Annotated in this window: 23 protein-coding genes and 1 pseudogene; 14 read left to right on the forward strand and 10 right to left on the reverse strand. The window is 71.2% G+C overall.

Annotated features, from left to right (window positions below):
• Positions 1-3: 3 nt before the first annotated feature.
• The 3 genes from uraD to ACFYWX_RS35710 form a co-directional block, all read right to left on the reverse strand.
• Positions 4-513 carry a 2-oxo-4-hydroxy-4-carboxy-5-ureidoimidazoline decarboxylase gene (gene uraD / locus ACFYWX_RS35700; RefSeq protein ID WP_389428997.1) on the reverse strand — a complete coding sequence of 170 codons (510 nt, stop codon included), beginning with the start codon at positions 511-513 and terminating at the stop codon, positions 4-6.
• Between the two features lie 115 nt (positions 514-628).
• Positions 629-997 carry a helix-turn-helix domain-containing protein gene (locus ACFYWX_RS35705; protein ID WP_389428998.1) on the reverse strand — a complete coding sequence of 123 codons (369 nt, stop codon included), beginning with the start codon at positions 995-997 and terminating at the stop codon, positions 629-631.
• Positions 994-1,242, reverse strand: coding sequence for a hypothetical protein (locus ACFYWX_RS35710; protein WP_389428999.1), 249 nt, complete (start codon positions 1,240-1,242; stop codon positions 994-996). The genes ACFYWX_RS35705 and ACFYWX_RS35710 overlap by 4 nt, the downstream gene beginning before the upstream one ends.
• A gap of 136 nt (positions 1,243-1,378) precedes the next feature.
• Between ACFYWX_RS35710 and ACFYWX_RS35715 the strand changes: the two genes are divergently transcribed.
• The 4 genes from ACFYWX_RS35715 (at position 1,379) to ACFYWX_RS35730 (ending at position 4,341) form a co-directional block, all read left to right on the forward strand.
• A complete protein-coding gene (locus ACFYWX_RS35715) occupies positions 1,379-2,200 on the forward strand; it encodes a TIM barrel protein (protein WP_389429000.1) in 822 nt (273 codons plus the stop codon).
• Positions 2,201-2,225: 25 nt separating this feature from the next.
• Positions 2,226-3,119 (forward strand): 2-hydroxy-3-oxopropionate reductase, encoded by an 894-nt coding sequence (locus ACFYWX_RS35720; protein WP_389429001.1) that lies wholly within the window; start codon positions 2,226-2,228, stop codon positions 3,117-3,119.
• A gap of 223 nt (positions 3,120-3,342) precedes the next feature.
• Positions 3,343-3,588 (forward strand): hypothetical protein, encoded by a 246-nt coding sequence (locus ACFYWX_RS35725; RefSeq protein WP_389429002.1) that lies wholly within the window; start codon positions 3,343-3,345, stop codon positions 3,586-3,588.
• A 135-nt stretch (positions 3,589-3,723) separates the two neighbouring features.
• Complete coding sequence (locus ACFYWX_RS35730) at positions 3,724-4,341, forward strand: TIGR04222 domain-containing membrane protein (protein WP_389429003.1); 618 nt, start codon at positions 3,724-3,726, stop codon at positions 4,339-4,341.
• 91 nt (positions 4,342-4,432) lie between these two features.
• On the opposite strand, the gene gcl is transcribed toward ACFYWX_RS35730, so the two are convergent.
• Positions 4,433-6,172 carry a glyoxylate carboligase gene (gcl, locus tag ACFYWX_RS35735; protein WP_389429004.1) on the reverse strand — a complete coding sequence of 580 codons (1,740 nt, stop codon included), beginning with the start codon at positions 6,170-6,172 and terminating at the stop codon, positions 4,433-4,435.
• Positions 6,173-6,380: 208 nt separating this feature from the next.
• Between gcl and ACFYWX_RS35740 the strand changes: the two genes are divergently transcribed.
• Complete coding sequence (locus ACFYWX_RS35740; protein WP_389429005.1) at positions 6,381-7,094, forward strand: hypothetical protein; 714 nt, start codon at positions 6,381-6,383, stop codon at positions 7,092-7,094.
• A gap of 89 nt (positions 7,095-7,183) precedes the next feature.
• On the forward strand, positions 7,184-7,687 hold the full coding sequence (locus ACFYWX_RS35745; protein WP_389429006.1) for a GNAT family N-acetyltransferase: 504 nt from the start codon (positions 7,184-7,186) through the stop codon (positions 7,685-7,687).
• Between the two features lie 4 nt (positions 7,688-7,691).
• Here the strand turns inward: ACFYWX_RS35745 and ACFYWX_RS35750 are convergent, their stop codons facing one another.
• Both ACFYWX_RS35750 and ACFYWX_RS35755 read right to left on the reverse strand, forming a co-directional pair.
• A complete protein-coding gene (locus ACFYWX_RS35750; RefSeq protein WP_389429007.1) occupies positions 7,692-9,302 on the reverse strand; it encodes an AMP-binding protein in 1,611 nt (536 codons plus the stop codon).
• Positions 9,299-10,969, reverse strand: coding sequence for an AMP-binding protein (locus tag ACFYWX_RS35755; protein ID WP_389429008.1), 1,671 nt, complete (start codon positions 10,967-10,969; stop codon positions 9,299-9,301). The genes ACFYWX_RS35750 and ACFYWX_RS35755 overlap by 4 nt, the downstream gene beginning before the upstream one ends.
• A gap of 200 nt (positions 10,970-11,169) precedes the next feature.
• On the opposite strand from ACFYWX_RS35755, the gene ACFYWX_RS35760 reads away from it, so the two are divergent.
• From ACFYWX_RS35760 to ACFYWX_RS35770, 3 genes are all read left to right on the forward strand, one after another.
• Positions 11,170-11,931 (forward strand): LuxR C-terminal-related transcriptional regulator, encoded by a 762-nt coding sequence (locus tag ACFYWX_RS35760; protein WP_389429044.1) that lies wholly within the window; start codon positions 11,170-11,172, stop codon positions 11,929-11,931.
• Between the two features lie 191 nt (positions 11,932-12,122).
• Complete coding sequence (locus ACFYWX_RS35765) at positions 12,123-14,936, forward strand: AAA family ATPase (RefSeq protein ID WP_389429009.1); 2,814 nt, start codon at positions 12,123-12,125, stop codon at positions 14,934-14,936.
• A 467-nt stretch (positions 14,937-15,403) separates the two neighbouring features.
• A complete protein-coding gene (locus tag ACFYWX_RS35770; RefSeq protein ID WP_389429010.1) occupies positions 15,404-16,195 on the forward strand; it encodes a S1 family peptidase in 792 nt (263 codons plus the stop codon).
• Between the two features lie 117 nt (positions 16,196-16,312).
• On the opposite strand, the gene ACFYWX_RS35775 is transcribed toward ACFYWX_RS35770, so the two are convergent.
• The gene (locus ACFYWX_RS35775) at positions 16,313-17,422 is read right to left on the reverse strand and encodes a winged helix DNA-binding domain-containing protein (protein ID WP_389429011.1); all 1,110 of its coding nucleotides are present in this window, start codon (positions 17,420-17,422) and stop codon (positions 16,313-16,315) included.
• A 280-nt stretch (positions 17,423-17,702) separates the two neighbouring features.
• Between ACFYWX_RS35775 and ACFYWX_RS35780 the strand changes: the two genes are divergently transcribed.
• The gene (locus ACFYWX_RS35780) at positions 17,703-18,239 is read left to right on the forward strand and encodes a CorA family divalent cation transporter (protein ID WP_389429012.1); all 537 of its coding nucleotides are present in this window, start codon (positions 17,703-17,705) and stop codon (positions 18,237-18,239) included.
• 29 nt (positions 18,240-18,268) lie between these two features.
• Here the strand turns inward: ACFYWX_RS35780 and ACFYWX_RS35785 are convergent, their stop codons facing one another.
• Positions 18,269-18,700, reverse strand: coding sequence for a VOC family protein (locus tag ACFYWX_RS35785; RefSeq protein ID WP_389429013.1), 432 nt, complete (start codon positions 18,698-18,700; stop codon positions 18,269-18,271).
• A 283-nt stretch (positions 18,701-18,983) separates the two neighbouring features.
• On the opposite strand from ACFYWX_RS35785, the pseudogene ACFYWX_RS35790 reads away from it, so the two are divergent.
• Positions 18,984-19,409: pseudogene (locus ACFYWX_RS35790) on the forward strand (hypothetical protein); the annotation flags it as partial.
• A gap of 57 nt (positions 19,410-19,466) precedes the next feature.
• Here the strand turns inward: ACFYWX_RS35790 and ACFYWX_RS35795 are convergent.
• Complete coding sequence (locus ACFYWX_RS35795; RefSeq protein ID WP_389429014.1) at positions 19,467-19,766, reverse strand: putative quinol monooxygenase; 300 nt, start codon at positions 19,764-19,766, stop codon at positions 19,467-19,469.
• Between the two features lie 28 nt (positions 19,767-19,794).
• Positions 19,795-20,757: a carbohydrate kinase gene (locus ACFYWX_RS35800; protein WP_389429015.1), complete on the reverse strand. Its 963-nt coding sequence runs from the start codon at positions 20,755-20,757 to the stop codon at positions 19,795-19,797.
• Between the two features lie 249 nt (positions 20,758-21,006).
• On the opposite strand from ACFYWX_RS35800, the gene ACFYWX_RS35805 reads away from it, so the two are divergent.
• From ACFYWX_RS35805 to ACFYWX_RS35815, 3 genes are all read left to right on the forward strand, one after another.
• A complete protein-coding gene (locus ACFYWX_RS35805) occupies positions 21,007-22,023 on the forward strand; it encodes a sugar ABC transporter substrate-binding protein (RefSeq protein WP_389429016.1) in 1,017 nt (338 codons plus the stop codon).
• A gap of 104 nt (positions 22,024-22,127) precedes the next feature.
• Positions 22,128-23,141 carry an ABC transporter permease gene (locus tag ACFYWX_RS35810; RefSeq protein WP_389429017.1) on the forward strand — a complete coding sequence of 338 codons (1,014 nt, stop codon included), beginning with the start codon at positions 22,128-22,130 and terminating at the stop codon, positions 23,139-23,141.
• Complete coding sequence (locus ACFYWX_RS35815; protein WP_389429018.1) at positions 23,138-23,974, forward strand: ATP-binding cassette domain-containing protein; 837 nt, start codon at positions 23,138-23,140, stop codon at positions 23,972-23,974. The genes ACFYWX_RS35810 and ACFYWX_RS35815 overlap by 4 nt, the downstream gene beginning before the upstream one ends.
• The last annotated feature ends 26 nt before the right edge of the window (positions 23,975-24,000 follow it).

Genomic DNA, 24,000 nt, shown 5'->3' on the forward strand with positions numbered 1-24,000 from the left:
CTCTCAGTCCTCTTCGACGAGTCGGGCCAGTCGGATGCGGTTGATCCTTCCCAGCTCGGTGCGGACGATCTCCCGCTCCTGGTCCGGCGAGTTGCCGATCCGCTCCTTGACCGCGTCGCGCATCTGCTCGCCGGTCAGTCCGGTGGCGCAGATGAGGAAGACGTGGCCGAACCGGTCCTGGTAGGCGAGGTTCAGTTCCAGCATCTCCGCCTTGAGCTCGTCGGAGGCTCCGGCCATGCCGCGCTGTTCACGGGCCGAGGCCGGATCGCCCGGCTTGGGGCGGCCGATCGGCGGGTGCCCGGCCATCGCTTCCTGGAGGTCCGCGGTGGTCAGCTCGGCCATGGCGGCGTCGCTCGCGGCGTAGAGGTGGTCGACGGTGGCGTAGGGGCGGGCGGCCAGCAGACGCCGGATCCACGCCGTGGAGGCGCACGCCTCGTGGAGCGCGGCAATGGCCGCCTGCTCCTCCAGGGCGTTGAGGCGGGTGAGGCCCGGCGGCGTGGGAGTCGACGTCATGCCGACAGCTAACGCCCTACCCACTCAGCGCGTCAACAGTTTGTTGAAAAAACAGGGTTGCGGGCCCTGCGGGCCACTCCCCCGGACGTCCTCCCCCAGACCTCCCCCTCGCCCCTCAGCCCTCCTTCTCGCGATTGAGGTAGTTGTAGACCGTGAAGCGGCTCACCCCGAGCGCGCTCGCCACGGTCTCCACGCCGTGCCGTACGGAGAAGGCGCCGCGCGCCTCGAGTATGCGTACGACCTCCTGCTTGGCCTTGCGGTCCAGGTCGGCGAGGGGCTTGCCCTTCTTGCGCTCCATGGCGGCCAGGATGTGATCGAGGGAGTCGGCGAGCTGCGGCAGACGTACGGCGACGACGTCGGCACCCTCCCAGACGAGCACCACGTCGTCGGGGCCGGCCTCGTCGGGCGGCAGCATCTCGCCGCCCATGGCGTCGACCAGCGGCTTCACGGCCGTGATGAACGGCTCGTCCCCGGCGCCGGTCACTCGCCCTCCCCGACGACGTTGACCTGCAACGAGATCCGGGTGGCACCGACTTGAAGGGTCTTGCGCAGCAGGGCGTCCACGGCGGTGAGGACCGCATCGGCGCGCCCTTCCGCGGTGTTGCCGAACGGACCGACGTCCACGGCGTCCAGATCCGCCGCCTCGACGACCTCGCGCGCCACCAGCGCGTGCGCCGGCGCCTCGTCGAGGTCGAAGGGTTCGGTCGTGAACTCCACTCTCAATCGCACGCGCCCAACCTAACGCGCGGTGCAGCTTTCCGCTGACCCCTCTTGACAAGCTCTGACCACCGGCGGCAATCTTCCAATAAGCAGAAACTTACTTCCACTATACGGAATATAGACCGAGGGAAGGGAGCGTCGGCCGATGGGATTCACGGAGCAGCGCTTCAACGTCAACCTGTCGATCCTCTTCACGGAACTCCCGCTCCTGGAGCGCCCCGCGGCCGCCGCCGCGGCCGGCTTCACCGCGGTCGAGCTGTGGTGGCCCTGGGTCGGCTCCCCCACCCCCGAGCGGTCCGAACTCGACGCCCTGAGGAAGGCGATCGAGGACGCGGGCGTGCAGCTCACGGGCCTGAACTTCTACGCCGGACAGCTCCCCGGCCCGGACCGCGGCGCCCTGTCGGTCCCGGGCGAGGAGTCGGAGAGGTTCCGCGCCAACATCGACGTGGCCGCCGGCTTCGCCCGCTCCCTCGGCTGTACGGCACTCAACGCGCTGTACGGCAACCGCGTCGAGAGCGTCGCCCCGGCCGCGCAGGACGCGCTCGCGCTGGAGAACCTGGCCCTCGCGGCCCGGGCCGCCGACCGGATCGGGGCGATCCTGCTGATCGAGGCGCTGAACCGGCCCGAGTCGCCGCTGTATCCGCTGGTGAGCGCGCCCGCGGCGGTCGAGGTCGTCGACAAGGTCAACGCGGCGACCGGACTCGGTAACGCGAAGTTCCTGATGGACCTGTACCACCTGTCGATGAACGGCGAGGACCTGCCGCAGGTGATCGAGACGTACGCGGCGAAGACCGGCCACGTCCAGATCGCGGACAACCCCGGCCGTGGTGCGCCCGGCACGGGCTCGCTGCCGCTGGCGGAACTCCTCGACCGGCTCAGGAAGGCCGGATACGACGGCTGGATCGGCCTGGAGTACAAGCCGGGCGACCGCCCGAGCGCCGAGGCCTTCGACTGGCTGCCCCGCTGATCCCCCGTACCGAGAGGCATTCCCCATGAGCAACGCACTTCCCAAGGTCGCCTGGATAGGCCTCGGCATCATGGGCTCCCCCATGTCCGAGAACCTGATCAAGGCGGGTTACGACGTCACCGGCCACACCCTCGAACAGGACAAGCTGGACCGCCTGGCCGCCGCCGGTGGCACCGCGGCCGGTTCGATCGCCGAGGCCGTGCGCGACGCCGATGTCGTCGTCACGATGGTGCCCGCCTCCCCGCAGGTCGAGGCCATCGCCTACGGGCGCGACGGCATCCTGGAGAACGTGAAGCCCGGCGCGCTGCTGATCGACATGTCCTCGATCACCCCGCAGACCTCCATCGATCTGGCGAAGGCCGCCGAGGAGAAGGGCATCCGCGTCCTGGACGCGCCCGTGTCCGGCGGTGAGGCCGGTGCCGTCGAGGCCGTGCTGTCCATCATGGTCGGTGGCGAGCAGGCCGACTTCGACGCCGCGGAGCCGATCTTCGAGGCGCTCGGCAGGACGATCGTGCTGTGCGGTCCGCACGGCTCCGGCCAGACGGTGAAGGCCGCGAACCAGCTGATCGTCGCCGTCAACATCCAGGCGTGCGCCGAGGCCGTGGTCTTCCTGGAGAGGTCGGGCGTGGACCTGAGGGCGGCGCTGGATGTACTGAACGGCGGCCTGGCCGGGTCCACCGTGCTGACGCGCAAGAAGGACAACTTCCTCAACCGCGACTTCACGCCGGGTTTCCGCATCGACCTGCACCACAAGGACATGGGCATCGTCACGGACGCCGCCCGCTCCGTCGGCGCGGCCCTGCCCGTCGGTGCCGTGGTGGCCCAGCTGGTCGCGAGCCTGCGCGCGCAGGGCGACGGCGGCCTCGACCACTCGGCCCTGCTGCGGTCGGTGGAGCGCCTCTCCGGCGCCCGGGCCTGACCTCCACAGACCCCGGGCGACGCCGCTGCCGACACTTGTCCTGTCGCGCCCAGGTGGCGGCGCCGCCCGGAACCAACCGGACCGTGGCGGCCTGCGAGCCAGTGCGGTGGTGAAGGCTCCGGGGGCCCGCTTCTCGACCTGAGGGAAGCGGCCCACCGGTTCCGTCGCACCGCCACGGTCCTTCCGACGTGCGGATTCCTGCCCCGCGCAGCAGCCTGAGGGCATGGGACATCCGACGCAGTACCCGCACATCGTGGTGCATTCCCCGGCCCTCGACGGCTCCCGCCGCGTCACCCTGGGCGACGAGACCCTCGGCATCGCCACCCATCTGGACGACGTCGTCGAGATCCTCCGGCTGGCCGACCTGGACCGGATCGAGGTCGAGGAGAGCGACCTGATCGAATGGCAGGGCGGCGGGCCGGACGACTGGCCGGGGCTGTCGGAAGCACACTCACCGGATGAGACGTAGGCCGGGTACGTCAACCTCAAATCAACCTCTGAAACATGGCCGTGCAGGCTTCAACGCCCTGTGGGCACGGGCACATTGTGGTCACGCGGGGCCCGCCGGCACGGGGGCGGCGGGCCCCGCCCCAGGGGGTGTGCCATGCGCGAGCATGCGGGGATCCGGCTCCAGCCGCACGAGATCGCACTGCTGCGCGGCGGTCCCCGCGCCGCCGTCACGGTCGCCGCGGTGGGCCTTCACCTGCGGGGTGCGGTGGAAGCCGGTCGGCCGGGGACGATGAGGACGGCGGACGCGGTCCCCGTGGACGCGCCCCCGGGGCAGCCCCCGCCTCCCCTCCCGCCGCTGGAGAGCGCGGTGCGCGCCTCCCTCGAACAGCCCTGTGAGCCGCGGAAGTTGGCGAAGCGACCCGACATCCGTCTGGCGGTGGCCCTGATGCGCATCCCCCTGGCGGAGGCCGGTCTCCTGCGCTACCCGCTGCTCGGCCCGACCCGCGCCGCCCGCCGCCAGGTGCGGGACTTGCAGGAGCTGCACCCCCTGCCCGCGGCCGGGCGCGGCCTGACGGACCACGACAAGCTGCTCGCCGTCGCCCTCCACGGCGAGGCGGCCCTGCGCGCGCTCCTCCCGCGCTTCGCCTTCCGGGCGGGGCTCCTCGCCCGCGCCGAGGTGGCGGACAAGGGGTTCCACGGGCGCCCCCGGGACGGCGGCACGGGAGGCGTCGAGTACTCCTCCTGCGGCGGCGGGGGCGGCGGCTCGGACTGAGGCGTCACACACCGGTGCGCCGAAGACGACGGAGGCCCGGCAGGTCGGACAACCTGTCGGGCCTTCGTGCGCCACGCGCCCGGTCGGGTTGCTACACGGTCTCCTCGAACTCGACGACGTTGCTGATGTCGTTGGTCGTCGACATGGAGATGTTGGTGACGCGCTCCAGGATCGCCTCTACGACGACCGGCACCCGGTACTCGGCGGCGAGCTTCTTCGCCTGCTCGAAGGCGGTGGCCAGCTCGTTCGGGTCGGTCACCCGGATCGCCTTGCAGCCGAGCCCCTCGGCGACCTTCACGTGATCGACGCCGTAGACGCCCAGTTCGGGCGTGTTGATGTTCTCGAACTCCAGGTTGACCTGGAAGTCCATGTCGAAGGCCCGCTGCGCCTGGCGGATCAGGCCCAGGTAGGCGTTGTTGACGAGGACGTGGACGTACGGGATCCGGTGCTGCGCCCCCACGGCCAGCTCCTCGATCATGAACTGGAAGTCGTAGTCGCCGGAGAGCGCGACCACCGAGGCCTCCGGGTCGGCCTTGGCCACGCCCAGCGCCGCCGGGACGGTCCAGCCGAGCGGGCCCGCCTGGCCGCAGTTGATCCAGTGGCGCGGCCGCTGGACGTGCAGCATCTGGGCGCCGGCGATCTGCGAGAGGCCGATGGTGGTGACGTACCGGGCCTGCGGGCCGAAGGCCTTGTTCATCTCCTCGTAGACGCGCTGGGGCTTGATCGGGATGTCGTCGAAGTGCGTACGGCGCCGGAGCCGGGCCTTCTTCTCCTGCGCGGCGGCTGCCCAGGTGGAGCGGTCGGGCAGCGTGCCCTCGGCCTTCAACTCCCGGGCCACCTCGACGAAGAGCTCCAGGGCGGCCTTCGCGTCGGAGGCGATGCCGTAGTCGGGGGCGAAGATCCGGCCGATCTGGGTGGGCTCGATGTCGACGTGGACGAAGGTGCGGCCGCGTGTGTATACGTCGACGCGGCCGGTGTGGCGGTTGGCCCAGCGGTTGCCGATGCCAAGCACGAAATCGGACTCCAGGAAGGTCGCGTTGCCGTAGCGGTGCGAGGTCTGGAGGCCGACCATGCCGGCGTTCAGCTCGTGGTCGTCGGGGATGGCGCCCCAGCCCATCAGGGTCGGCACCACCGGGGTGCCGGTCAACTCGGCGAACTCGACGAGGAGTTCGCAGGCGTCGGCGTTGATGACACCGCCGCCGGCGACGATCAGCGGACGCTCGGCGGCACCCAGCATGCCGAGCGCCTTCTGGATCTGGGCGCGGCTGGCGGCCGGCTTGTAGACGGGCAGCGGCTCGTAGGCCTCCGGGTCGAACTCGATCTCCGTCTGCTGGACATCGACGGGCAGGTCGATCAGGACCGGGCCGGGGCGGCCGGAACGCATGAGATGGAAGGCCTGCTGGAAGACGCCGGGCACCTGCGCGGCCTCCAGGACGGTCACGGCCATCTTGGTGACCGGTTTGGCGATGGAGGCGATGTCGACGGCCTGGAAGTCCTCCTTGTGGATCACGGCGGTCGGGGCCTGGCCGGTGATGCACAGGATCGGGACGGAGTCGCCGATGGCGGAGTACAGGCCCGTGATCATGTCGGTGCCGGCCGGCCCCGAGGTGCCGACACAGACGCCGATGTTGCCGGGGTGGGTGCGGGTGTAGCCCTCGGCCATGTGCGAGGCGCCCTCCACATGGCGGGCGAGCGTGTGATGGATGCCGCCGGAGGCCTTGAGCGCGGCGTAGAACGGGTTGATCGCCGCGCCGGGGACACCGAACGCGTCGGTCACACCCTCGCGCTTGAGGATCTCGACTGCCGCGCGGGCAGCGGTCATACGAGCCATGGAGTACTCCTGCTTCGGCTGCCGGATGGGCTCTCCCGTCGCGCCCCGCGGTGAGCACTTCCGTATAGTGGAAAATATCTTCTACTATCTGGAAATAATGTAGGTGGAGGGGCGGGGACCGTCAAGAGTCGGCCGAAGGAGGCCGGAGGGCTGGCCGAAGCACGCCAAGGGACGGACAGGCAGGGGTTTCGTGGGCGACGATGGGGCCATGTCCGAGAGCGTGTCCGTGCGCTGCCCGGCCTGCCGGCGCGAGCACCTCTACGCCGCTCCGTCGTACCCGTGCGTGTGCGGCGCGCCCGTCCACCCGCCGCTGGATCCCGCGGGGACGGCGACGGCGGTCACCCACCAGGTGTGGGACGAGCAGTGGGTCACCGTGCGCTGCGCGTCCTGCGGCCGCAGGGACGAGTGGCCGCGGCCGGAACTCGGGTGCCCGTGCGGAACGGTACTGAGGGTCCCGGTCACGGCCCCCGGCTCCACGACCGACGCCGTCGCCCGCCCCCCGACGACGGTGGAACCGGTCCGCGCGCCCAGGGTCCTCCAGCCGGTCACCATCCGTACCGCCCGTGACGCGGTGACCGCCGCCGCGCTGTACCTCCGCAGCCTCGGCTACCAGGACATCCGTCGCGCCGACCAGCGTCCCCCCTCCGGCATCGGCCTCGCCGCCCGCGGCCTCCTCGCCCAGGTCGACCCGGCCATCCGCCCCGCGTCCCTGCGCGACGTGGAGTGCCTGTGGCTCACGGCCATGACGGAGTCCGCGGCCTGCGTCTACTTCTCCCTCTCCGGCTACACGGACGCCGCCCGCGACCGTGCCGACGGCCTCGACATCCCCCTGTTCGTCCTCGAACTCACCGGCATCCCCCAGCCGGTGAACGCCCCCGCGGGACGACTGGACGCGACGGGGGCGAGAGAGGGGGAGCGGTGAGCGGAGAGGGCGACCGGCGCCGTCCGGTTCCCCGCTCCATGCCCGAAATCCGCGCGACGTCCGTGCCGCCCCGCACCGATACTCGGCCCATGCGCATCCGCCCCGCAGCCCCCACCGAACTCGCCGCACTGCAGGACATCGAGCGGGCCGCCGGTGTGGCCTTTCGTGAGGTCGGCATGGCAAAGATCGCCGAGGACGAGCCGCCCACGTCGGCGGAACTGGAGCGCTACCGCCGGGCTGGGCACGCCTGGGTCGCCGTCGACGACGTGGACCGGCCGGTCGCGTATCTGATCGGAGAGCCGGTGGACGGCGCGTTCCACGTCGAGCAGGTCTCGGTGCACCCGCGTGCCGCCCGCCGGGGCGTGGGCCGCGCTCTCCTCGCCCACGCCGCCGACCACGCGCGGGCCGAGGGGCTGGCCGGGCTGACCCTGACCACCTTCAGGGACGTCCCGTGGAACGCCCCCTACTACGCCCGCCTCGGTTTCCGCGCCCTGCCGGAGGCCGAGCTCACCCCCGGCCTGAGGGCGATCCGCGCCGCGGAGGCGGAGCACGGCCTCGACCGATGGCCGCGGGTGTGCATGCGCGCGGACTGAAGAACTAGTCCGCGTACGCCTCCCGCAGCTCCACCTTCCGTACCTTCCCCGACACCGTCATCGGGAAGGAGTCCAGGATCCGCAGCCCGCTCGGGACCTTGTAGTGCGCCAACTGCCCTTCGCAGTAGGCGCGCAGCTCCTGAAGGGTCGGCGGGTCGGCCGGGTCGCGCGGGATGACGCAGGCGAGGACCTCCTCGCCGTATCTCTCGTGCGGTACGCCGACGACCTGGACGTCCCTGATCTTCGGGTGGCCGTAGAGGAACTCCTCGATCTCGCGGGGGTAGATGTTCTCGCCACCCCGGATGATCATGTCCTTGATGCGGCCGACGATCTCGACGTACCCGTCCTCCCGCATCAGGGCGAGGTCGCCGGTGTGCATCCAGCGTCCCGCGTCGACGGCCTCGGCGGTCTTCTCGGGCTCGTTCCAGTAGCCGAGCATCACGCTGTAGCCGCGGGTGCACAACTCACCTGCGGTGCCTCGGGGTTGGGTCACTCCCGTCGCCGGGTCGACGACCTTGACCTCGATGTGCGGCAGGACCCGGCCGACGGTGCCGGTGCGGTGCTCCAGGTCGTCGTCCCTGCGGGTCTGCAGCGAGACCGGGGACGTCTCGGTCATGCCGTAGCAGATGGAGACCTCCTCCATGTGCATCTCGGTGACCACCCGCTTCATCACCTCCACCGGACAGGGCGAGCCCGCCATGATGCCGGTGCGCAGGGACGACAGGTCGTACGCGGCGAAGTCGGGGAGGTTCAACTCCGCGATGAACATGGTCGGTACGCCGTACAGCGAGGTGCAGCGCTCCTGCTGGACCGCCTCCAGCGTGGCCTTCGGCTCGAAGGACGGCGCCGGGATGACGATGCAGGCCCCGTGGGAAGTGGCTCCCAGGTTTCCCATCACCATGCCGAAACAGTGGTAGAAGGGCACCGGGACGCACACCCGGTCCTGCTCGGTGTAGGCGATCAACTCGCCCACCCAGTAACCGTTGTTGAGGATGTTGTGGTGGGAGAGCGTGGCGCCCTTCGGGAAGCCGGTCGTCCCCGACGTGTACTGGATGTTGACCGGGTCGTCGCAGCTCAGCTCCGCCGCGATCTCCCCGAGTCGCTCCCGCGGGACCGAGGCGGCGCCCGCGGTCAGGGCCTCCCAGGAGGGGTCGCCGATGTAGACCGTCTCCCGCAGCTCCGGGCACTTGCCGCGCACCTGGTCCACCAGCGCCCGGTAGTCGCTGTTCTTGTGCTCGAGCGAGGCGATCAGCACCGAGATGCCCGCCTGCTTCAGCACGTACTCCAACTCGTGGGCGCGGTAGGCCGGGTTGATGTTCACCATGATCGCGCCGAGGCGGGCGGTGGCGTACTGGACGAGGACCCACTCGGGACAGTTGACCGCCCAGATCCCGACGCGGTCCCCCTTCGCCACGCCCTTCGCGAGCAGCCCGCGCGCCACCTCGTCGACCGCCGTGCCGAACTCGGCGTACGTCCATCGCCGTCCCGAGGGAACGTCCACGAGAGCCTCGCGGTCGGGGTACGCGGCGATCGCATGGTCGAGGTTGGCGCCGATGGTGTCGCCGAGCAGCGGGGTCTCGCTCGTGCCGTGCGTGTACGACAGGTCGTCGCTCACCGGAAGTCCTCCTCGCGGTACTCGTTCGCCGAGCCCGCGGCCGTGGCCTCGCGCAGCTCGATCCGGCGGATCTTGCCGGAGACGGTCTTGGGCAGGGGCGCGAACTCCAGGCGGCGGATGCGCTTGTAGGGGGCGAGGGCCTCGCGGGAGTGCTCGAAGAGGACCTTCGCGGTGTCCGGGCCGGGCTCCCAGCCCGCGGCGAGGACGACGTACGCCTTGGGGACGGCCAGCCGCAGCTCGTCCGGGGCGGGCACGACGGCCGCCTCGGCCACCGCCTCGTGCTCCAGCAGCGCGCTCTCCAGCTCGAAGGGGCTGATCTTGTAGTCGGAGGCCTTGAACACGTCGTCCGCCCTGCCGACGTACACCACGTATCCGTCCTTGTCGCGGGTGCCGATGTCGCCCGTGCGGTAGTAGCCGCCCGCCATCGCCTCCGTCGTACGGTCGGCGGCGCCGTGGTAGCCGGTCATCAGGCCGACCGGCTTCACCGACAGGTCGAGCGCGATCTCGCCCTCGACGGCGCCGGGCGCGCCGGAGACCGGGTCGAGGAGTTCGATGCGGTAGCCGGGGCTCGGGCGCCCCATGGAGCCGGTCTTCAGCGGCTGGCCGGGGCTGTTGGCGATCTGCACCGCCGTCTCCGTCTGCCCGAAGCCGTCCCGGACGGTCACACCCCAGGCGCGCCGGACCTGCTCGATGACCTCGGGGTTGAGCGGCTCGCCGGCGGCCACCACCTCGCGGGGCGGGGTGCGCAGCTGGGTGAGGTCGGCCTGGATGAGCATGCGCCAGACGGTCGGCGGGGCGCAGAAGGTGGTGACGCCCGCCCGGTCCATCTCGGCCATCAGCCGGGCCGGGTCGAAGCGCGTGTAGTTGTGGATGAAGACGGTCGCCTCCGCGTTCCACGGCGCGAAGAGGTTGGACCAGGCGTGCTTGGCCCAGCCGGGTGAGGAGATGTTGAGGTGCACGTCACCGGGCTTGAGGCCGATCCAGTACATGGTCGACAGATGCCCGACGGGGTACGACGTGTGGGTGTGCTCGACGAGCTTGGGCCGGGCGGTGGTCCCCGAGGTGAAGTAGAGCATCAGCGGGTCGTCGGCCAGGGTGGGGCCGTCGGGCACGAAGTCGGCGGAGGTGGCGTAGGCGTCCTCGTAGGGCTGCCAGCCCTCGGGTACGCCGCCGACGGCGATGCGGGTGTAGTCGCCGGGCACGTCGTCGAACTTCGCCGCGTCCTCGGCGCGCACGATCACGTGCCGCACCCGGCCGCGGTCGACGCGGTCGCGCAGGTCGGCGGGGCCCAGCAGCGGGGTGGCGGGGATGACGACGGCGCGCAGCTTCATCGCGGCCAGCGCGGTCTCCCACAGCTCGGCCTGGTTGCCGAGCATCACGAGGATGCGGTCCTCGACGCCGACGCCCCTCTCGCGGAGCAGGTTGGCGACCCGGTTGGAGCGCTCGGCCAGCTCGGCGAAGGAGAGCCGGGTCTCGGAGCCGTCCTCCTCGACGATGTGCAGGGCCGTGCGGTCGTTCCCGTCCGCGATGACGTCGAACCAGTCCAGCGCCCAGTTGAAGTGCTCGGGGCGCGGCCAGGCGAAGCCCTCGTAGGCCGTGGCGTAGTCCTCGCGGTGGGCGAGCAGAAAGTCCCGCGCCCTGCGGAAGTCCTCCGTCACCGATGTCATCTGTCCTCCTCATGACCGGACCATTGCCGGGCGGCTCTCTGCCATCGTGTAATCCGTGATGCAGGTCTCACTACCCCCGAACGGGGGTGTGGGCCACGAGTCGGCCGCGATGAAGGGGCGATCAGGTGACAGTGGACCCGGCCGGGGTGCCGGAGATACGGGGTGCGCTGGCGCGGCTGCGCCGCACGACCGGCCTGCCGATGGCCTTCGGCGGCCTGGTGGGCACCGGGCGGCAGCAGATGCGTATCAGCGAACTGAGCGGCAACACCACGCTCGCGCTCAGCGCCCTCACGGTGACCTCGGGAAACGGCCTGGGTGGCAAGGCGGTGGCGCGGGCCCGCCCGTGCGCCGTGACCGACTACTCGCTCTCGCGGCAGATCAGCCACGAGTACGACGCCGCCGTGGCCGCCGAGGGGCTGCGTTCGGTGCTCGCGGTGCCGGTCGTCGTACGGCGCCGGGTGCGCGGTGTGCTGTACGGCGCCCTGCGCACGGCCCAGCCGCTGGGCGACCGCACGCTGTCGGCGGCCGTGGAGGCGGCGCGGGACGTGGAGCAGGCGCTGGTGGTGCGGGAGGAGGCCGGGTCGCTGCTGACGGCGGTGCGGGCGGAGCCCGCCCGCCGGGACGCCGGCTCGGGTGCCGCCTGGGAGCAGGTGCGGGAGGCCCACGCGGCCTTGCGGGCGCTCGCCCCGCGCATCGCCGACCCGGTGCTGCGGGCCGAGCTGCTCGCCGCGTGCGGGCTGTTGGCGGCGGGTTCGCCGACGGTGGGAATCAGCCTCGCGCCGCGCGAGGTGGACGTGCTGGCATGCGTGGCGGAGGGCGCGACTAACGCGGTGGCCGCGCAGCGGCTGGGGCTGCGGCCGGAGACCGTGAAGGGGTATCTCCGGTCGGTCATGCGGAAGTTGGGGGCCCATACCCGCGGAGAGGCGGTCGCCGCCGCGCGCCGGGCGGGGGTGCTGCCGTAGCGCCGGGTGGGGGCACCGCCGTAGGGCCGAATGATCCTCCGGGCCCACTGGGCGACGACTTCTCATTCATTCACGCGCGCTTTGAATTTCCCTATGCTCCGGCGCTGTTATTTCCCTCACCACGCCGTACGTCCGAATTTCAAAGGGCGATTGCCTAATATTGGCCAGGACACGACACACGGAGGGGAGCGGTGACCGTGCGACGGGACTTCCAGGAGCCTGCGAGATGCCGCCCCGACCTGGTCATCGGCAGGGACGAGCTGACCACGGCGGCGCGGGAGCAGCTCGCCCGCGGTGGCAGTGTGCTGCTCCACGGCCCCGCCGGAATAGGAAAGTCGACCGTCCTGCGGGCGTTGGCCGCGGAATACGGCGATACGGCACGGATTGTGTTGCGCTGCTCGGCGACCGAGTCGGAATCCCATCTCCCCTTCCTGGCCCTGGCCGACCTCCTCGGACTGGTCGTCGGCGAGGTCTCCGACCAGCTGCCCGCCGCCCAGCGCACGGCCCTGGAGTCGGCGCTCACCGGCCGCGGCGAGTCCACCCTCCAGAGCGACGGCCTCGCGCTGCGCCTGGCCGTGCTGTCGGCGCTGCGCGCCCTCGCCGCCCAGGGCCCCGTCCTGATCGTCGCCGACGATCTGCAGTGGCTGGATTCAGCCAGTGCGGAACTCCTCGGCTTCGCCGCCCGCCGCCTCGGCGACACCCCGGTGCAACTGCTGTGCGCGGTACGGACCGAGGGGCAGGAGTACGACCGTCATCTACGCGCGTCCCCGCCGGACACCCTGGCCGTACGGCTCAACCCGCTCTCCCGCGCCCAGGTCTCCGCGCTGCTCGACCACCGCGGCTACACCGACCTGCCGCGCTCCACGGTCCGCGACATCCACCGCACCAGCGGCGGCAACCCCCTCTTCGCCCTGGAGCTGGGCCGCGCCCTCGCCGACAACCCCACCCCGCCGCGCCCCGGCGAACCGCTGCCGGTGCCCACCTCGCTGCGCGCCCTGGTCCTCAGCCGTCTGGACATGCTGTCGGACGAGGCGCGCCGCACCCTCCTCGTGGCCAGCGCGGGCGCGCGCCCCACACTGGCGCTGCTGCACGCGGCCGGCCTGGAGAACGCCGAGGCGGACACCGCGCAGGCCGCCGCACTCGGGCTGCTGGCGACGGAGCCCGAGGGTCCGGCCGTACGGTTCGCGCATCCGCTGATCTCCGCCGCGCTGTACGCGGAGGCGACCGCGCAGGAGCGGCGCGCCGCGCACGCCGCGCTGTCCACCGCCGCCTCCGACCCGATAGAGCGGGCCCGGCACCTCGCCCTGGCGACCACCGGCACCGACCCGGAGGTGGCCGCCCGGCTCGCCGAGGCCGCCGCGCTGGCCCGGGACCGCGGCGCCCCGTCGGTGGCGGCCTCGCTCGGGCTGCTCGCCGCCCGGCACACCCCTGCCGACGGCGACCCGGGCCCCGACGAGCGACGGTTGCAGGCGGCGGAGGACGCGATCACCTGCGGCGAGGTGGATCTCGCCCGGGACATCGCGCGCGAGGTCCTGACCCGGGCCACGGTGCCCGCCGAGCGGGTGCGGGCCTGGGAGGTGGTGATCGAGGCGGCCGGGCAGTCCCTGGGCGATGTCGACGCCGTCTTCCCGCAGGTGCTGGCCGACGCGGGCGACGACCCGCGGCTGCTCGCCCTGGTCCACTACCGGCTGGCCTGGCGCGGACTGGTCGTGGTGGGCGACTTCGCCGAGGCCCGTCGGCAGGCCGCGCACGCGGCGGAGCTGGCCGCGCGGGGCGAGGACCGCCGTACCGAGCTGATGGCGCTGTCCTTCCAGGCCTCCACCGAGATCCTGATGGGTCACCCGGACGCGCCCGCGACCATCAAACGGGCGCTGCGCGAGCCGCAGGACCCGTACGTGGCGTGCCATCACAACGGCGTCGGCGCGGCCCGGTTCCGCTGGCTGCTGATGAACGACCAGCTGCCCGAGGCCCGTACGACCATCACCGCGCTGCTGCGCGAGGTGCAGCGGCGCGGCATGGTCGAGAGCGAGGTGCACTTCCAGCGCTTCCTCGCCGAGACCGAACTGCGTTCCGGGCACTGCGGCCGCGCCCTCGACCTGGCCCGCGAGTCCCTGCGACTGGCCCGGGACTCCGGCATCGGCCTGGGTGCCTCCGCGATGCTCACCTCCCTCGCGGAGGCTTCCGGCGGGGACGTGGACCGGGCGCTGGCGCTGGCCCGGGAGGCGGCCGAGCGGGCCGAGGAGGACGGCGACCAGATGTACCTCTCGCGGGCCCTGGCCGCCCTCGGGCACGCCCAGTTGGTGGCCGGGGACGCGACGGGCGCGGTCGGCTCGCTGCGCCGGGTGCGGGAGCTGGAGCAGGGGCTCGGCATCACCGACCCGGCGCGCGGCCGCTGGCAGGGCGACCTCGCCGAGGCCCTGGTACGGATCGGGGAGCCGGGCGAGGCGCAGGACGTGATCGACGTGACGCGCGAACACGCGCTGCGGCTCGGCCGGGAGAGCATCCTCGCCGTACTGGACCGGGCGGAGGCGCTGGTGCGGGCGGCGCGCGGGGACCACGACGAGGCACTCGCACGCCTGACGTCCGTACAGGACCGCCTCGCCAAGCTGGGCTACGGCCTGGAGGAGGCGCGGGCCGCGTTCGCGCTGGCCCTGCTGCGCACAGGGCGGCCGGGCCCGACGTCGTACGACGAGTCGGCGCGGCTGTTCCGGCGGTGCCGGGCGCTGCCCTGGCTGCGCCAGGTGGACGCGGCCGCCGCCACCGTCGGGACGCAGCCGGCCGCCGCCCCCGAGCGGGACACCGCGTCGGCCGCGCTGGAGGGCCTGGCCTCGATGGAGCGTCAGGTCGCCGCCCTCGTCATGGAGGGCGCCACCAACCGGGAGATCGCCGCGCGACTGTTCATCAGCGTCAAGACGGTCGAGGCGACGCTCACCCGGGTCTACCGCAAGCTGGGGATCCGCTCGCGGGTGGACATCGTCCGACTGGCGGCGGGGCGCCGGGCCTAGGGCGAGCGTGGGGGAGCGTCCAGCTGCAGGCGGAGGAGGGCGTCGCCGCGATGGAGGCCCCCGCGCGAGCGAAGCCGAGCGTGGGGGAGTTCGGCAACCGACGACAACGCCGGTGGGGGCACCTCCCGCTCGAGCGAAGCCGAGCGTGGGGGAGGGCGTGCCAGGCCCCGCGTCTGCGTCATGATCCGCGGACAGGCCCTGGTGAGCGCGGCGCGGGTGCACCGCCCTCGCGGGAGGCCGCCCGTCGTCGCAGGTTTCCCGAGGGGCCACCGAGGGTTTTCCCTGCCCAACTCCCGCGGGCGGTAGGGGGTTCATAGGGGGTTCCCTCATTGGGATGCGGGGGTGACGGGCCATAGCGTTTGGGACGTGCCGCTCGCCCGGGCACACGGGGGTCGGTCCCGCGGCCCCCGTGCATCACCCCCCACACCCGTGCGACCCCCCACCGGCAACCCCCACCGAGGAGACCCATGTTCGGGCTCACCCGTGCCAAGAAGACCGCCGCCGCACTCGCGGCGACCGCCGCCGCGGCCGCCACCGCGCTGGCCGGCGCCCCCACCGCCGTCGCCGCGCCCCAGCCGATCGTGGGCGGCACGACCACGACGACGACCGCGTACCCGTACGTCATGCAGATCACGGACGCCTCGCAGAACCAGTTCTGCGGCGGCACCCTCGTCTCGCCCACGAAGGTGGTCACGGCCGCGCACTGCATGGTCGACGAGACCACCAGCAGCGTCCGCGTGGTCGGCGGCCGCACCTACCTCAACGGCACCAACGGCACGGTCAGCAGAGTCAGCAAGATCTGGATCCACCCCAGCTACACCGACGCCACCAACGGCGACGACGTGGCGGTCCTGACGCTGTCGACGTCGATGCCGTACACCACGGCGAAGTACGTCTCCTCCTCGGACACCTCCGTGTACGCGGCCGGCACCACCGCCCGCATCCTCGGCTGGGGCACCACCTCCTCGAACGGCAGCTCCTCCAACCAGCTGCGGACGGCGACCGTGCCGATCGTCTCCAACTCCAGCTGCGGCAGCTCGTACGGCTCCGACTTCGTCGCGAGCGACATGGTTTGCGCCGGATACACCTCCGGCGGCACAGACACCTGCCAGGGCGACAGCGGCGGTCCCCTGATCATCGGGGGCGTCCTGGCAGGGATCACTTCTTGGGGCGAGGGCTGCGCGCAGGCCGGTTACCCGGGTGTCTACACCCGGCTGACCACCTTCTCCAGCCTGGTGACCACGCAGGTCAACTCGTAACCCCGAAGAAGAACTCCTGAGCACCCCTCAGGTAAATACCAGGGGGCGCTGCGAGCCTCCACGAGCGGCCCGCAGCGCCCCCTCTCCATGTCCCGGTGCACTGTCGTACGACGGTTCTCAGGGGCGTACGACGGTCCCGAACAGGATGTCGTACGCGCCTCCCGGGTGCATCACCGCGAGCATCCGCTGCCCCTCCCCCTCCACCTCGTCCCGCTGGGCCTTCGTGAGGTGACCGAAGGGCTCGACGACGAGGGCGTCGTCCTGCAGCTTCCACACGCCCGCGAGGAAGCCGTCGACGAGGAGGGTGGGATACGCCAGGTTCCCCTGCCAGCTGCGGCCCCGGTACTCCTCGGGCACCACGCGGGTGCGGTCGGCGTGGGAGAGGAGCAGGTTGTCGAACTCGGGGAGGAAGCGGGGCGGGGCCGGGGTGCCGGGGTCGGGGCGGGGTGCGTCGGGGAGGTCGAAGAGCTCGACGCCGTTCACGTCCCGGAAGGTGACCAGTTGCGGGCGCAGCCGCTCGAAGGCGGGCCGCAGCCGGGTCAGGCCGGACCAGGTCTGCATGTCCTTGACGGACGCGGGGCCGAAGGCGGCGAGGTAGCGCAGGACGACGGCATCCGGGGCGGGCGGCTCTTCGCTCGCGCGGCCGAGCCAGTGCTCGGCGGTGGTGAGCGTGACCTGGCCGCTCCTGCCCCACAGGCCGCGCGGGGTGACCTGGACCAGCGGCAGTGTGCAGCGGGCGGCGATCGCGAGGGCCTGTGGATCGGCGTTCGGCCACTCGGCGAGCAAGGCCTCGCGCAGCTGCTTCATGGTGCGCGGCTCGGCCTCGACGAGGTCGCGGGCGAGGGCCGCGAGCCGGTCCAGGTCGACGCCGACGAGCCCCTTGCGGAAGATACCGATCTCCCGGTCCCGGGCGGGCTGGACCAGCGGCCGCAGCGTGAGGCAGTCGTCGGCGGTGTGGGTGTGAATGGTCGAGCGCAGGGTGACGATGCGGACGATCCGGCGCTCGGCCATGGGCCCGGACAGCTGCTCGGGGGCGAAGTCGTCGAGGCGGGCGGCGAGGGCGTAGTACGGCGGCTTCACGTTCTGCGCCTGCAGCCCGACCAGGTGCGTGACGGCCGCCTCGGCGCTCAGGGCCGAGCGGCGCAGCAGCAGTTGCCGGTCGAGGGTCGCGCGGTTCAGGGCGCGGGCGTCGAGCACGGGGGCCGTCACGGACGTCGTCTTCGTCATGTCAGGCACGCTAGCGGGACTTGCGGACAGGGAACGTCCGCAACTCTCACCGGATCCCCGCCCAGCCCGCACGTCCGGCACTGTTTGCCCCGTATATCCTGCCCGGGATCACTCCCCCGGCACGCCAGACGCAGCGCGACCCGAGAGGCAGCCGCATGTCCGAGCGACGCGCCCGCCCCGCCCCGAAGAACTCCGGCAAGCGGTCGGTCCGGCGCCGTGCGCTGCCCCCGTCGGCGCCGGAGTCCCCGCGTCCCCGACCGCCCCGGCGCCGCCGGAGCCGATGGAGGTGGCGAGCGTCGTGGAGGCGGCCCTCTACCGCGACGGCGTGCGTGTCTCCTCCCCCGCCTCCCTCGCCGACACCTACAGCGAGCTGCGCGAGCAGCAGCCCCCCGGCATGGCGTGGATCGGCCTGGCCCGCCCCACCGAGGGCGAACTCCTCTCCCTGGCCGCCGAGTTCGACCTGCATCCGCTCGCCGTCGAGGACGCGATGGAGGCCCACCAGCGCCCCAAGCTGGAGCGTTACGGCGACACGCTCTTCGTCGTACTGCGGGCCGCGCGCTACCTCGACGCCCCCGAGGAGGTCGACTTCGGCGAGCTGCACGTCTTCGTCGGCCCCGACTTCGTCATCACGGTCCGCCCCGGCGCGGCCCCGGACCTGTCCGCGGTCCGCCGCCGCCTGGAGGAGACGCCGGACCTGCTGAAGCTGGGCCCGGAGGCGGTGCTGTACGCCATCCTCGACGCAGTCGTGGACGGGTACGAGCCGGTCGTGGCCGGTGTCCAGAACGACATCGACTTCTTCGTGAGATGCGTTGCCTGAAGTAACTGCGGTGCCACGTTCGCGGCCACTCAGTCGAGACAGAACTCGTTGCCCTCGATGTCCTGCATCAAGAGGCACGACTCGTAGTCGCCATCGGCAAGCAGTAGTCGCACGCGTATCGCGCCGAGCGCGAGCAGTCGTGCGCATTCGGCCTCAAGCGCCGCGACGCGCTCTTCACCCACGAGCCCGGTGCCGACCCGCACATCAAGATGCACCCGATTCTTGACGACCTTGCCTTCGGGAACGCGCTGGAAGAACAGTCGCGGGCCCACACCTGAGGGATCAACGCAGACCGCTGAACCCTGATGCTCGGGCGACAGCGAGCGATCGTAATCGTCCCAAGTAGCAAACCCCTCCGGTGGCGGCGGTACGACGTACCCCAACACCTCGCACCAGAAACGAGCGACGCGCTCAGGTTCTGCGCAGTCGAAGGTGACCTGGAACTGCTTGATCGACGCCATCGGCCCATCATAGAGGTGGGGTCTTTCGCCGTTTTGGCGCGTTGTGCATAGCGTTCACTCTCAATTTATTGCAACGAACAAGCGCCACCTTGTTGCATTACCTGCAGAATCATTGCAACGGTTTTACGGCTCTCGCCTGCAAGGATAGAGGTATTACGCAACAACATCGTTGCCAAATTCTTGAACGCAACGTAGCGTTTCCATCATGGGAAACAGAGAGCCGAAGGCCTCGCAGGTCGAGCGGTGCGCGTTTCGCGGAGTGAGCGGTCAGAGGGGGCGGATCATGGAGGCAGCGCAGGGCCAGCAGCAGACGGCATGCGGCGCCTTCGCCCGCTTCGTGCTCTGCGGCGGCGGAGTGGGGCTCGCCTCCAGCTTCGCCGTGGCGGCCCTCGCCTCCTGGATTCCCTGGGTCCTGGCCAACGCCCTGATCACCGTGGCCTCCACGCTCCTCGCCACCGAGCTGCACGCCCGCTTCACCTTCGGCACGGGCGGGCGCGCGACCTGGCGCCAGCATGCGCAGTCGGCCGGGTCCGCTGCAGCCGCGTATGCGATGACCTGCGTGGCGATGCTCGCCCTGCAGCAGCTGGTGGCGGCACCCGGCGCGATGCTCGAGCAGTTCGTCTACCTGTCCGCCTCCGCACTCGCCGGTGTCGCGCGGTTCGCGGTGCTGCGCCTCGTTGTCTTCGCCCGGAACCGCTCGCAGGTTGCGGAAGTTCCGCCGCCGGGCAGTGGAGGCCGTCCCTGGGGAGAGAGCCGTCCGCGCAGGTCAGAGACAACTCACCGGATCGAGGAAGGTCAGCACCGAGGCGTCCTCCTCGATCAGTGGGGCGAGGGCGGTGTTGAAGGGGCCGCCGTACGGGGCCTTCAGGTGGGCCTGGAAGGCGTCCTCGTCCCGGTAGATCTCGTAGATCCAGAAGGCGCGCGGGTTGGACGACTTGGTGTGGACGTCGAAGGTGAGGTTGCCTTCCTCCTCGCGCACCTTCTGGGCGTAGTCCAGGATCAGGCGGGCGACCTCGTCCTGCGCTCCCTCGCGGGCGGTGAACTCGGCGAGCAGGGTCTTGTTCATCGGTGTGGTCTCCTTCGGAGGCGGGGGTTCAGTCGCGGTCGGCGGTCTCGAGTTGCGCCAGTTCGCTCTGCCACGGCGGATTGGGACCGGCGACCGAGCAGGTCAGGGCCGCGACCCGGGTGGCGAACAGGCACGCTTGCGCGACGTCGTCGAGGCGGAGTTCGGTCAGCCGGCCGCCGAGGAGTCCGCGGGTGCCGAGGTGGTGCAGCAGTCCGGCGGTGAAGGAGTCCCCCGCCCCGACGGTGTCGGCGACGCTCGTCAGCACGGCGGGCACCTGAACCCGTACGCCGTCGAGCGAGGCCAGGGCACCGTCGGCGCCGCGCGTGATCACGACGAGGCGCGCGCCGGCCGCGTGCCAGAGGTCGCACGCCTGCTCGGGCGGCGTGTCCGGCAGCAGGAGTTGCAGGTCGTCCTCGCTCAGCCGGAGCACGTCGGCGAGGCCGCACCAGTGCGCCAGCCGGGCGCGGTAGACCTCGGGGCGCACCAGCAGCGGACGGACGTTCGGGTCGATGCTGATGGTCGCCTGCGGGGCGGCCGACGCCAGGAAGTCCTCCACCACCGCCGCACCGGGCTCCCGGACCAGGGCCAGGGAGCCGGTGTGCACACAGGCCGTTGTGGACAGGTCCACCCGTGCCAACTCCCCTGCCGTCCACTGCCAGTCGGCGGTGTTCTGCGCGTGGAAGGAGAACGCGGCCTGCCCCTGCGCGTCCAGCTCCGCCACGGCCAGTGTGCTGGGCTCCGCGGCCGTGACCGTGTTCGACAGGTCCACGCCCGACGCCTCCAGGTGGGCCCGGAACAGGCGGCCGAACACGTCGCCGGACAGGCGCGCGAGGAAGCGGGCCGGGGTGCCGAGGCGGGCCAGCGCCACCGCCGTGTTCGCGGGTCCGCCGCCGGGCAGTACGCGCAGGGCGAGTTCGTTCGAGGCGCCTGCGGGTTCGGCGAACGCGTCCGCGACGCACTCCCCCAACACCGTGATCCGACTCGGGCTCATGGGCTGCTCTTCTCTGACGAACGAACGGGCCTACGGGGCGCGTCGTGGCACAGCGGCCGGACAGCTACACGTGGACGGTGGCTGCGAGCGTTGCCGATTTGTGACGAGTGCAGGGCATTGACGTTTCCCGGAGACGGAGTCCATCATCCTCGCCATGCAGTGTCAACGATGACATAAGTCAACGATGACATCTCGTGACGGCATGCTCCGATGCCGGCCGCGCCGCTCGTGATCCCGCAGGAGTCGTTCATGTCTCGCACCACTCGTCTGCCCCTTTCTCTCCTCAGAGTCGCCGCGTGCACAGGCATCGCGGCGCTCACCCTGACGGCCTGCGGGTCCGGCTCCGGATCGGGTTCCGTCGGCTCCGGTTCAGGCACCGTCAAGGTCGGTCTGATCACCAAGACCGACACCAACCCCTTCTTCGTGAAGATGAAGGAGGGCGCGGAGAAGGCCGCCAAGGAGAACGGCGCCCAACTGGTCACCGCCGCGGGCAAGTTCGACGGCGACAACGCCGGTCAGGTCACGGCCATCGAAAACATGGTCGCCTCCGGTGTGAAGGGCATTCTCATCACCCCGAGCGACTCCAAGGCCATCGTGCCCGCGATCGCGAAGGCCAAGGCCAAGGGCGTCCTGGTCATCGCCCTGGACACCCCGACCGAGCCGGAAAGCGCGGTCGACGCCCTCTTCGCCACCGACAACCTCAAGGCCGGCGAGCTGATCGGCGAGTACGCCAAGGCCGCCATGAAGGGCAAGACCGCGAAGATAGCCGCCCTCGACCTCGCGCCCGGCGTCTCCGTCGGCGTCCAGCGGCACAACGGTTTCCTCAAGGGCTTCGGCGCCACCGACAAGGACGTCGCCTGCGCCCAGGACACCGGCGGCGACCAGTCCAAGGGCCAGACCGCCATGGAGAACTGTCTCCAGAAGGAACCCGGCATCAACGTCGTCTACACCATCAACGAACCGGCCGCCCTGGGCGCGTACACCGCGCTGAAGGCCAAGGGCCGGGAGAAGGACGTGCTGATCGTCTCCGTCGACGGCGGCTGCACGGGGACCCAGGCGGTCAAGGACGGCAAGATCGCCGCCACGTCGCAGCAGTACCCGCTGAAGATGGCCGCCGAGGGCGTCAAGGCCGTCGTGACGTACGCCAAGGACGGCAAGAAGGCGTCCGGTTACACCGACACGGGCGTCACTCTCATCACCGACAAGGCACAGGACGGGGTCACGTCCAAGGACACCGGCTACGGCCTGGAGAACTGCTGGGGCTGAGCCGCCCCCCGCGAACCGTACGACGCCGCCTTTCCCCTCAGCGGGGCGGCCGGCCCCTCCTCCCCGACCGGGGGCGGCCGCCCCCTCGTCCTCAAGGACTCCGCATGACAGCCACGACCACGCCCCCGGGCACGTCCTCGCCGTACGCCGAGCTCAAAGCACCGACCGCGGCCCGCCGACTGCTCACGGCACCGACCACCGGCCCGCTGGTCGCCCTCCTCCTGGCCTGCGCCTTCTTCTCCTTCTCGACCGACCAGTTCCTCACGGGCGGGAACTTCTCGCTGATCGTGCAGCAGGTCATGGTCGTCGGCACCCTCGCCATCGGACAGACCCTGATCATCCTCACCGCGGGCATCGACCTGTCGTGCGGTGCCGTGATGGCGTTCGGCAGCATCGTGATCGCCAAAATGGCCGCCGAGGGCTCCGTGCCCCCGCTCGTCGCCATCGCTCTGGGCATAGTTGTCTGCGGAGGCTTCGGGCTGCTCAACGGGCTGCTGGTGCAGAAGATCCCGCTGCCCCCGTTCATCGTCACCCTCGGCATGCTCAACGTGGCGTTCGCGCTGACCCACATCTACTCCGAGGAGCAGACGGTCACCAACCTGCCGGGCCCGCTGACGGCCCTCGGGCAGACCTTCCCGCTCGGCCACACCGACATCACCTACGGCTCCCTGGTCACCATCGCCCTCTTCCTCCTCCTCGCCTACGCGCTGAGCAGCACCGGCTGGGGCCGGCACGTCTACGCGCTGGGCAACAGCCAGGAAGCGGCGCGTCTGAACGGCATCCGCACCTCCCGGCTGACCATCGGCATCTTCACCACGGCCGGTGTCCTCTACGGCATCGCCGCCCTGCTGCTCATCTCCCGCACCGGAGTCGGCGACCCCCAGGCGGGACAGACCGACAACCTGGACAGCATCACCGCCGTGGTCCTCGGCGGCACCAGCCTCTTCGGCGGACGCGGCTCGGTCCTGGGCACCTTCATCGGCGTCCTCATCGTCGGCGTCTTCCGCAACGGCCTGCAGCTGATGGGCGTCGCCTCCATCTACCAGACCCTGATCACCGGAGTCCTGGTCATCCTCGCGGTGACCGTCGACCAGATCTCCCGGAAGAAGGCCCGATGACCGCCACCTCCTCCCCCACCCCGGTGCTGCAGGCCCGCGGTCTGGTCAAGCGCTACGGCCATGTCACCGCCATCGACGGCGCCGACTTCGACCTGCTGCCCGGCGAGGTCCTCGCCGTCATCGGCGACAACGGAGCCGGCAAGACCAGCCTGATCAAGGCCCTCACCGGAGCACTCACCCCGGACGAGGGCGAGATACGCCTCAATGGCGAGCCCATCACCTTCTCCGGCCCGCAAAGTGCCCGCGCCCACGGCATCGAGACGGTCTATCAGGACCTCGCCGTGGCCGCCTCCATGGACATCGCCTCGAACATGTTCCTCGGGCGCGAACTCCGCCGCCCCGGTGTCCTCGGCAGTGTCTTTCGCATGCTGGACAAGAAGCGCATGCGCCAGGAGGCCGCCGAGCACATGGCCGACCTGAAGATCGGCCTGCGCTCGCTGACACAGTCCGTCGAGACCCTCTCCGGCGGGCAGCGGCAGGCCGTCGCGGTCGCCCGTTCCGTCGCCTGGGCCCGCAGCGTCGTCGTCATGGACGAACCCACCGCCGCCCTCGGGGTCAAGGAGTCCGGTCAGGTCCTGGACCTCATCCGCCGCGTCCGGGACAAGGGCATGCCGGTCGTCCTGATCAGCCACAACATGCCGCACGTCTTCGAGATCGCCGACCGGATCCACGTGCACCGGCTGGGCCGGCGCGCAGCCGTGATCAAGCCCTCCGACTACTCCATGGCGGAGGTCGTCGCCATCATGACCGGCGCACTCGCCGTCGACGAGGCCGGAGATACTGTCGTGGCGGATTCCAAGGCGGCGAAGGCCGCTGGAGTCCAGGCCGGCTGACGACGCTCGACACGACTGAAGCACTC

Source organism: Streptomyces sp. NPDC002888, assembly GCF_042888465.1.
Classification (GTDB): domain Bacteria; phylum Actinomycetota; class Actinomycetes; order Streptomycetales; family Streptomycetaceae; genus Streptomyces.

What these genes read in the sequence shown, in the direction of transcription:
- ACFYWX_RS35770 (WP_389429010.1), top strand. Translation starts at nt 15,404, where the DNA reads ATGTTCGGGCTCACCCGTGCCAAGAAGACCGCCGCCGCACTCGCGGCG.
- ACFYWX_RS35805 (WP_389429016.1), top strand. Translation starts at nt 21,007, where the DNA reads ATGTCTCGCACCACTCGTCTGCCCCTTTCTCTCCTCAGAGTCGCCGCG.
- ACFYWX_RS35755 (WP_389429008.1), bottom strand. Translation starts at nt 10,969, where the DNA reads ATGACATCGGTGACGGAGGACTTCCGCAGGGCGCGGGACTTTCTGCTC.
- ACFYWX_RS35785 (WP_389429013.1), bottom strand. Translation starts at nt 18,700, where the DNA reads ATGGCGTCGATCAAGCAGTTCCAGGTCACCTTCGACTGCGCAGAACCT.
- ACFYWX_RS35720 (WP_389429001.1), top strand. Translation starts at nt 2,226, where the DNA reads ATGAGCAACGCACTTCCCAAGGTCGCCTGGATAGGCCTCGGCATCATG.
- ACFYWX_RS35730 (WP_389429003.1), top strand. Translation starts at nt 3,724, where the DNA reads ATGCGCGAGCATGCGGGGATCCGGCTCCAGCCGCACGAGATCGCACTG.
- ACFYWX_RS35760 (WP_389429044.1), top strand. Translation starts at nt 11,170, where the DNA reads ATGGCCTTCGGCGGCCTGGTGGGCACCGGGCGGCAGCAGATGCGTATC.
- ACFYWX_RS35715 (WP_389429000.1), top strand. Translation starts at nt 1,379, where the DNA reads ATGGGATTCACGGAGCAGCGCTTCAACGTCAACCTGTCGATCCTCTTC.
- gcl (WP_389429004.1), bottom strand. Translation starts at nt 6,172, where the DNA reads ATGGCTCGTATGACCGCTGCCCGCGCGGCAGTCGAGATCCTCAAGCGC.
- ACFYWX_RS35775 (WP_389429011.1), bottom strand. Translation starts at nt 17,422, where the DNA reads ATGACGAAGACGACGTCCGTGACGGCCCCCGTGCTCGACGCCCGCGCC.
- ACFYWX_RS35800 (WP_389429015.1), bottom strand. Translation starts at nt 20,757, where the DNA reads ATGAGCCCGAGTCGGATCACGGTGTTGGGGGAGTGCGTCGCGGACGCG.
- ACFYWX_RS35795 (WP_389429014.1), bottom strand. Translation starts at nt 19,766, where the DNA reads ATGAACAAGACCCTGCTCGCCGAGTTCACCGCCCGCGAGGGAGCGCAG.
- ACFYWX_RS35780 (WP_389429012.1), top strand. Translation starts at nt 17,703, where the DNA reads ATGGAGGTGGCGAGCGTCGTGGAGGCGGCCCTCTACCGCGACGGCGTG.
- ACFYWX_RS35815 (WP_389429018.1), top strand. Translation starts at nt 23,138, where the DNA reads ATGACCGCCACCTCCTCCCCCACCCCGGTGCTGCAGGCCCGCGGTCTG.
- ACFYWX_RS35725 (WP_389429002.1), top strand. Translation starts at nt 3,343, where the DNA reads ATGGGACATCCGACGCAGTACCCGCACATCGTGGTGCATTCCCCGGCC.
- ACFYWX_RS35810 (WP_389429017.1), top strand. Translation starts at nt 22,128, where the DNA reads ATGACAGCCACGACCACGCCCCCGGGCACGTCCTCGCCGTACGCCGAG.
- uraD (WP_389428997.1), bottom strand. Translation starts at nt 513, where the DNA reads ATGACGTCGACTCCCACGCCGCCGGGCCTCACCCGCCTCAACGCCCTG.
- ACFYWX_RS35740 (WP_389429005.1), top strand. Translation starts at nt 6,381, where the DNA reads ATGTCCGAGAGCGTGTCCGTGCGCTGCCCGGCCTGCCGGCGCGAGCAC.
- ACFYWX_RS35745 (WP_389429006.1), top strand. Translation starts at nt 7,184, where the DNA reads ATGCGCATCCGCCCCGCAGCCCCCACCGAACTCGCCGCACTGCAGGAC.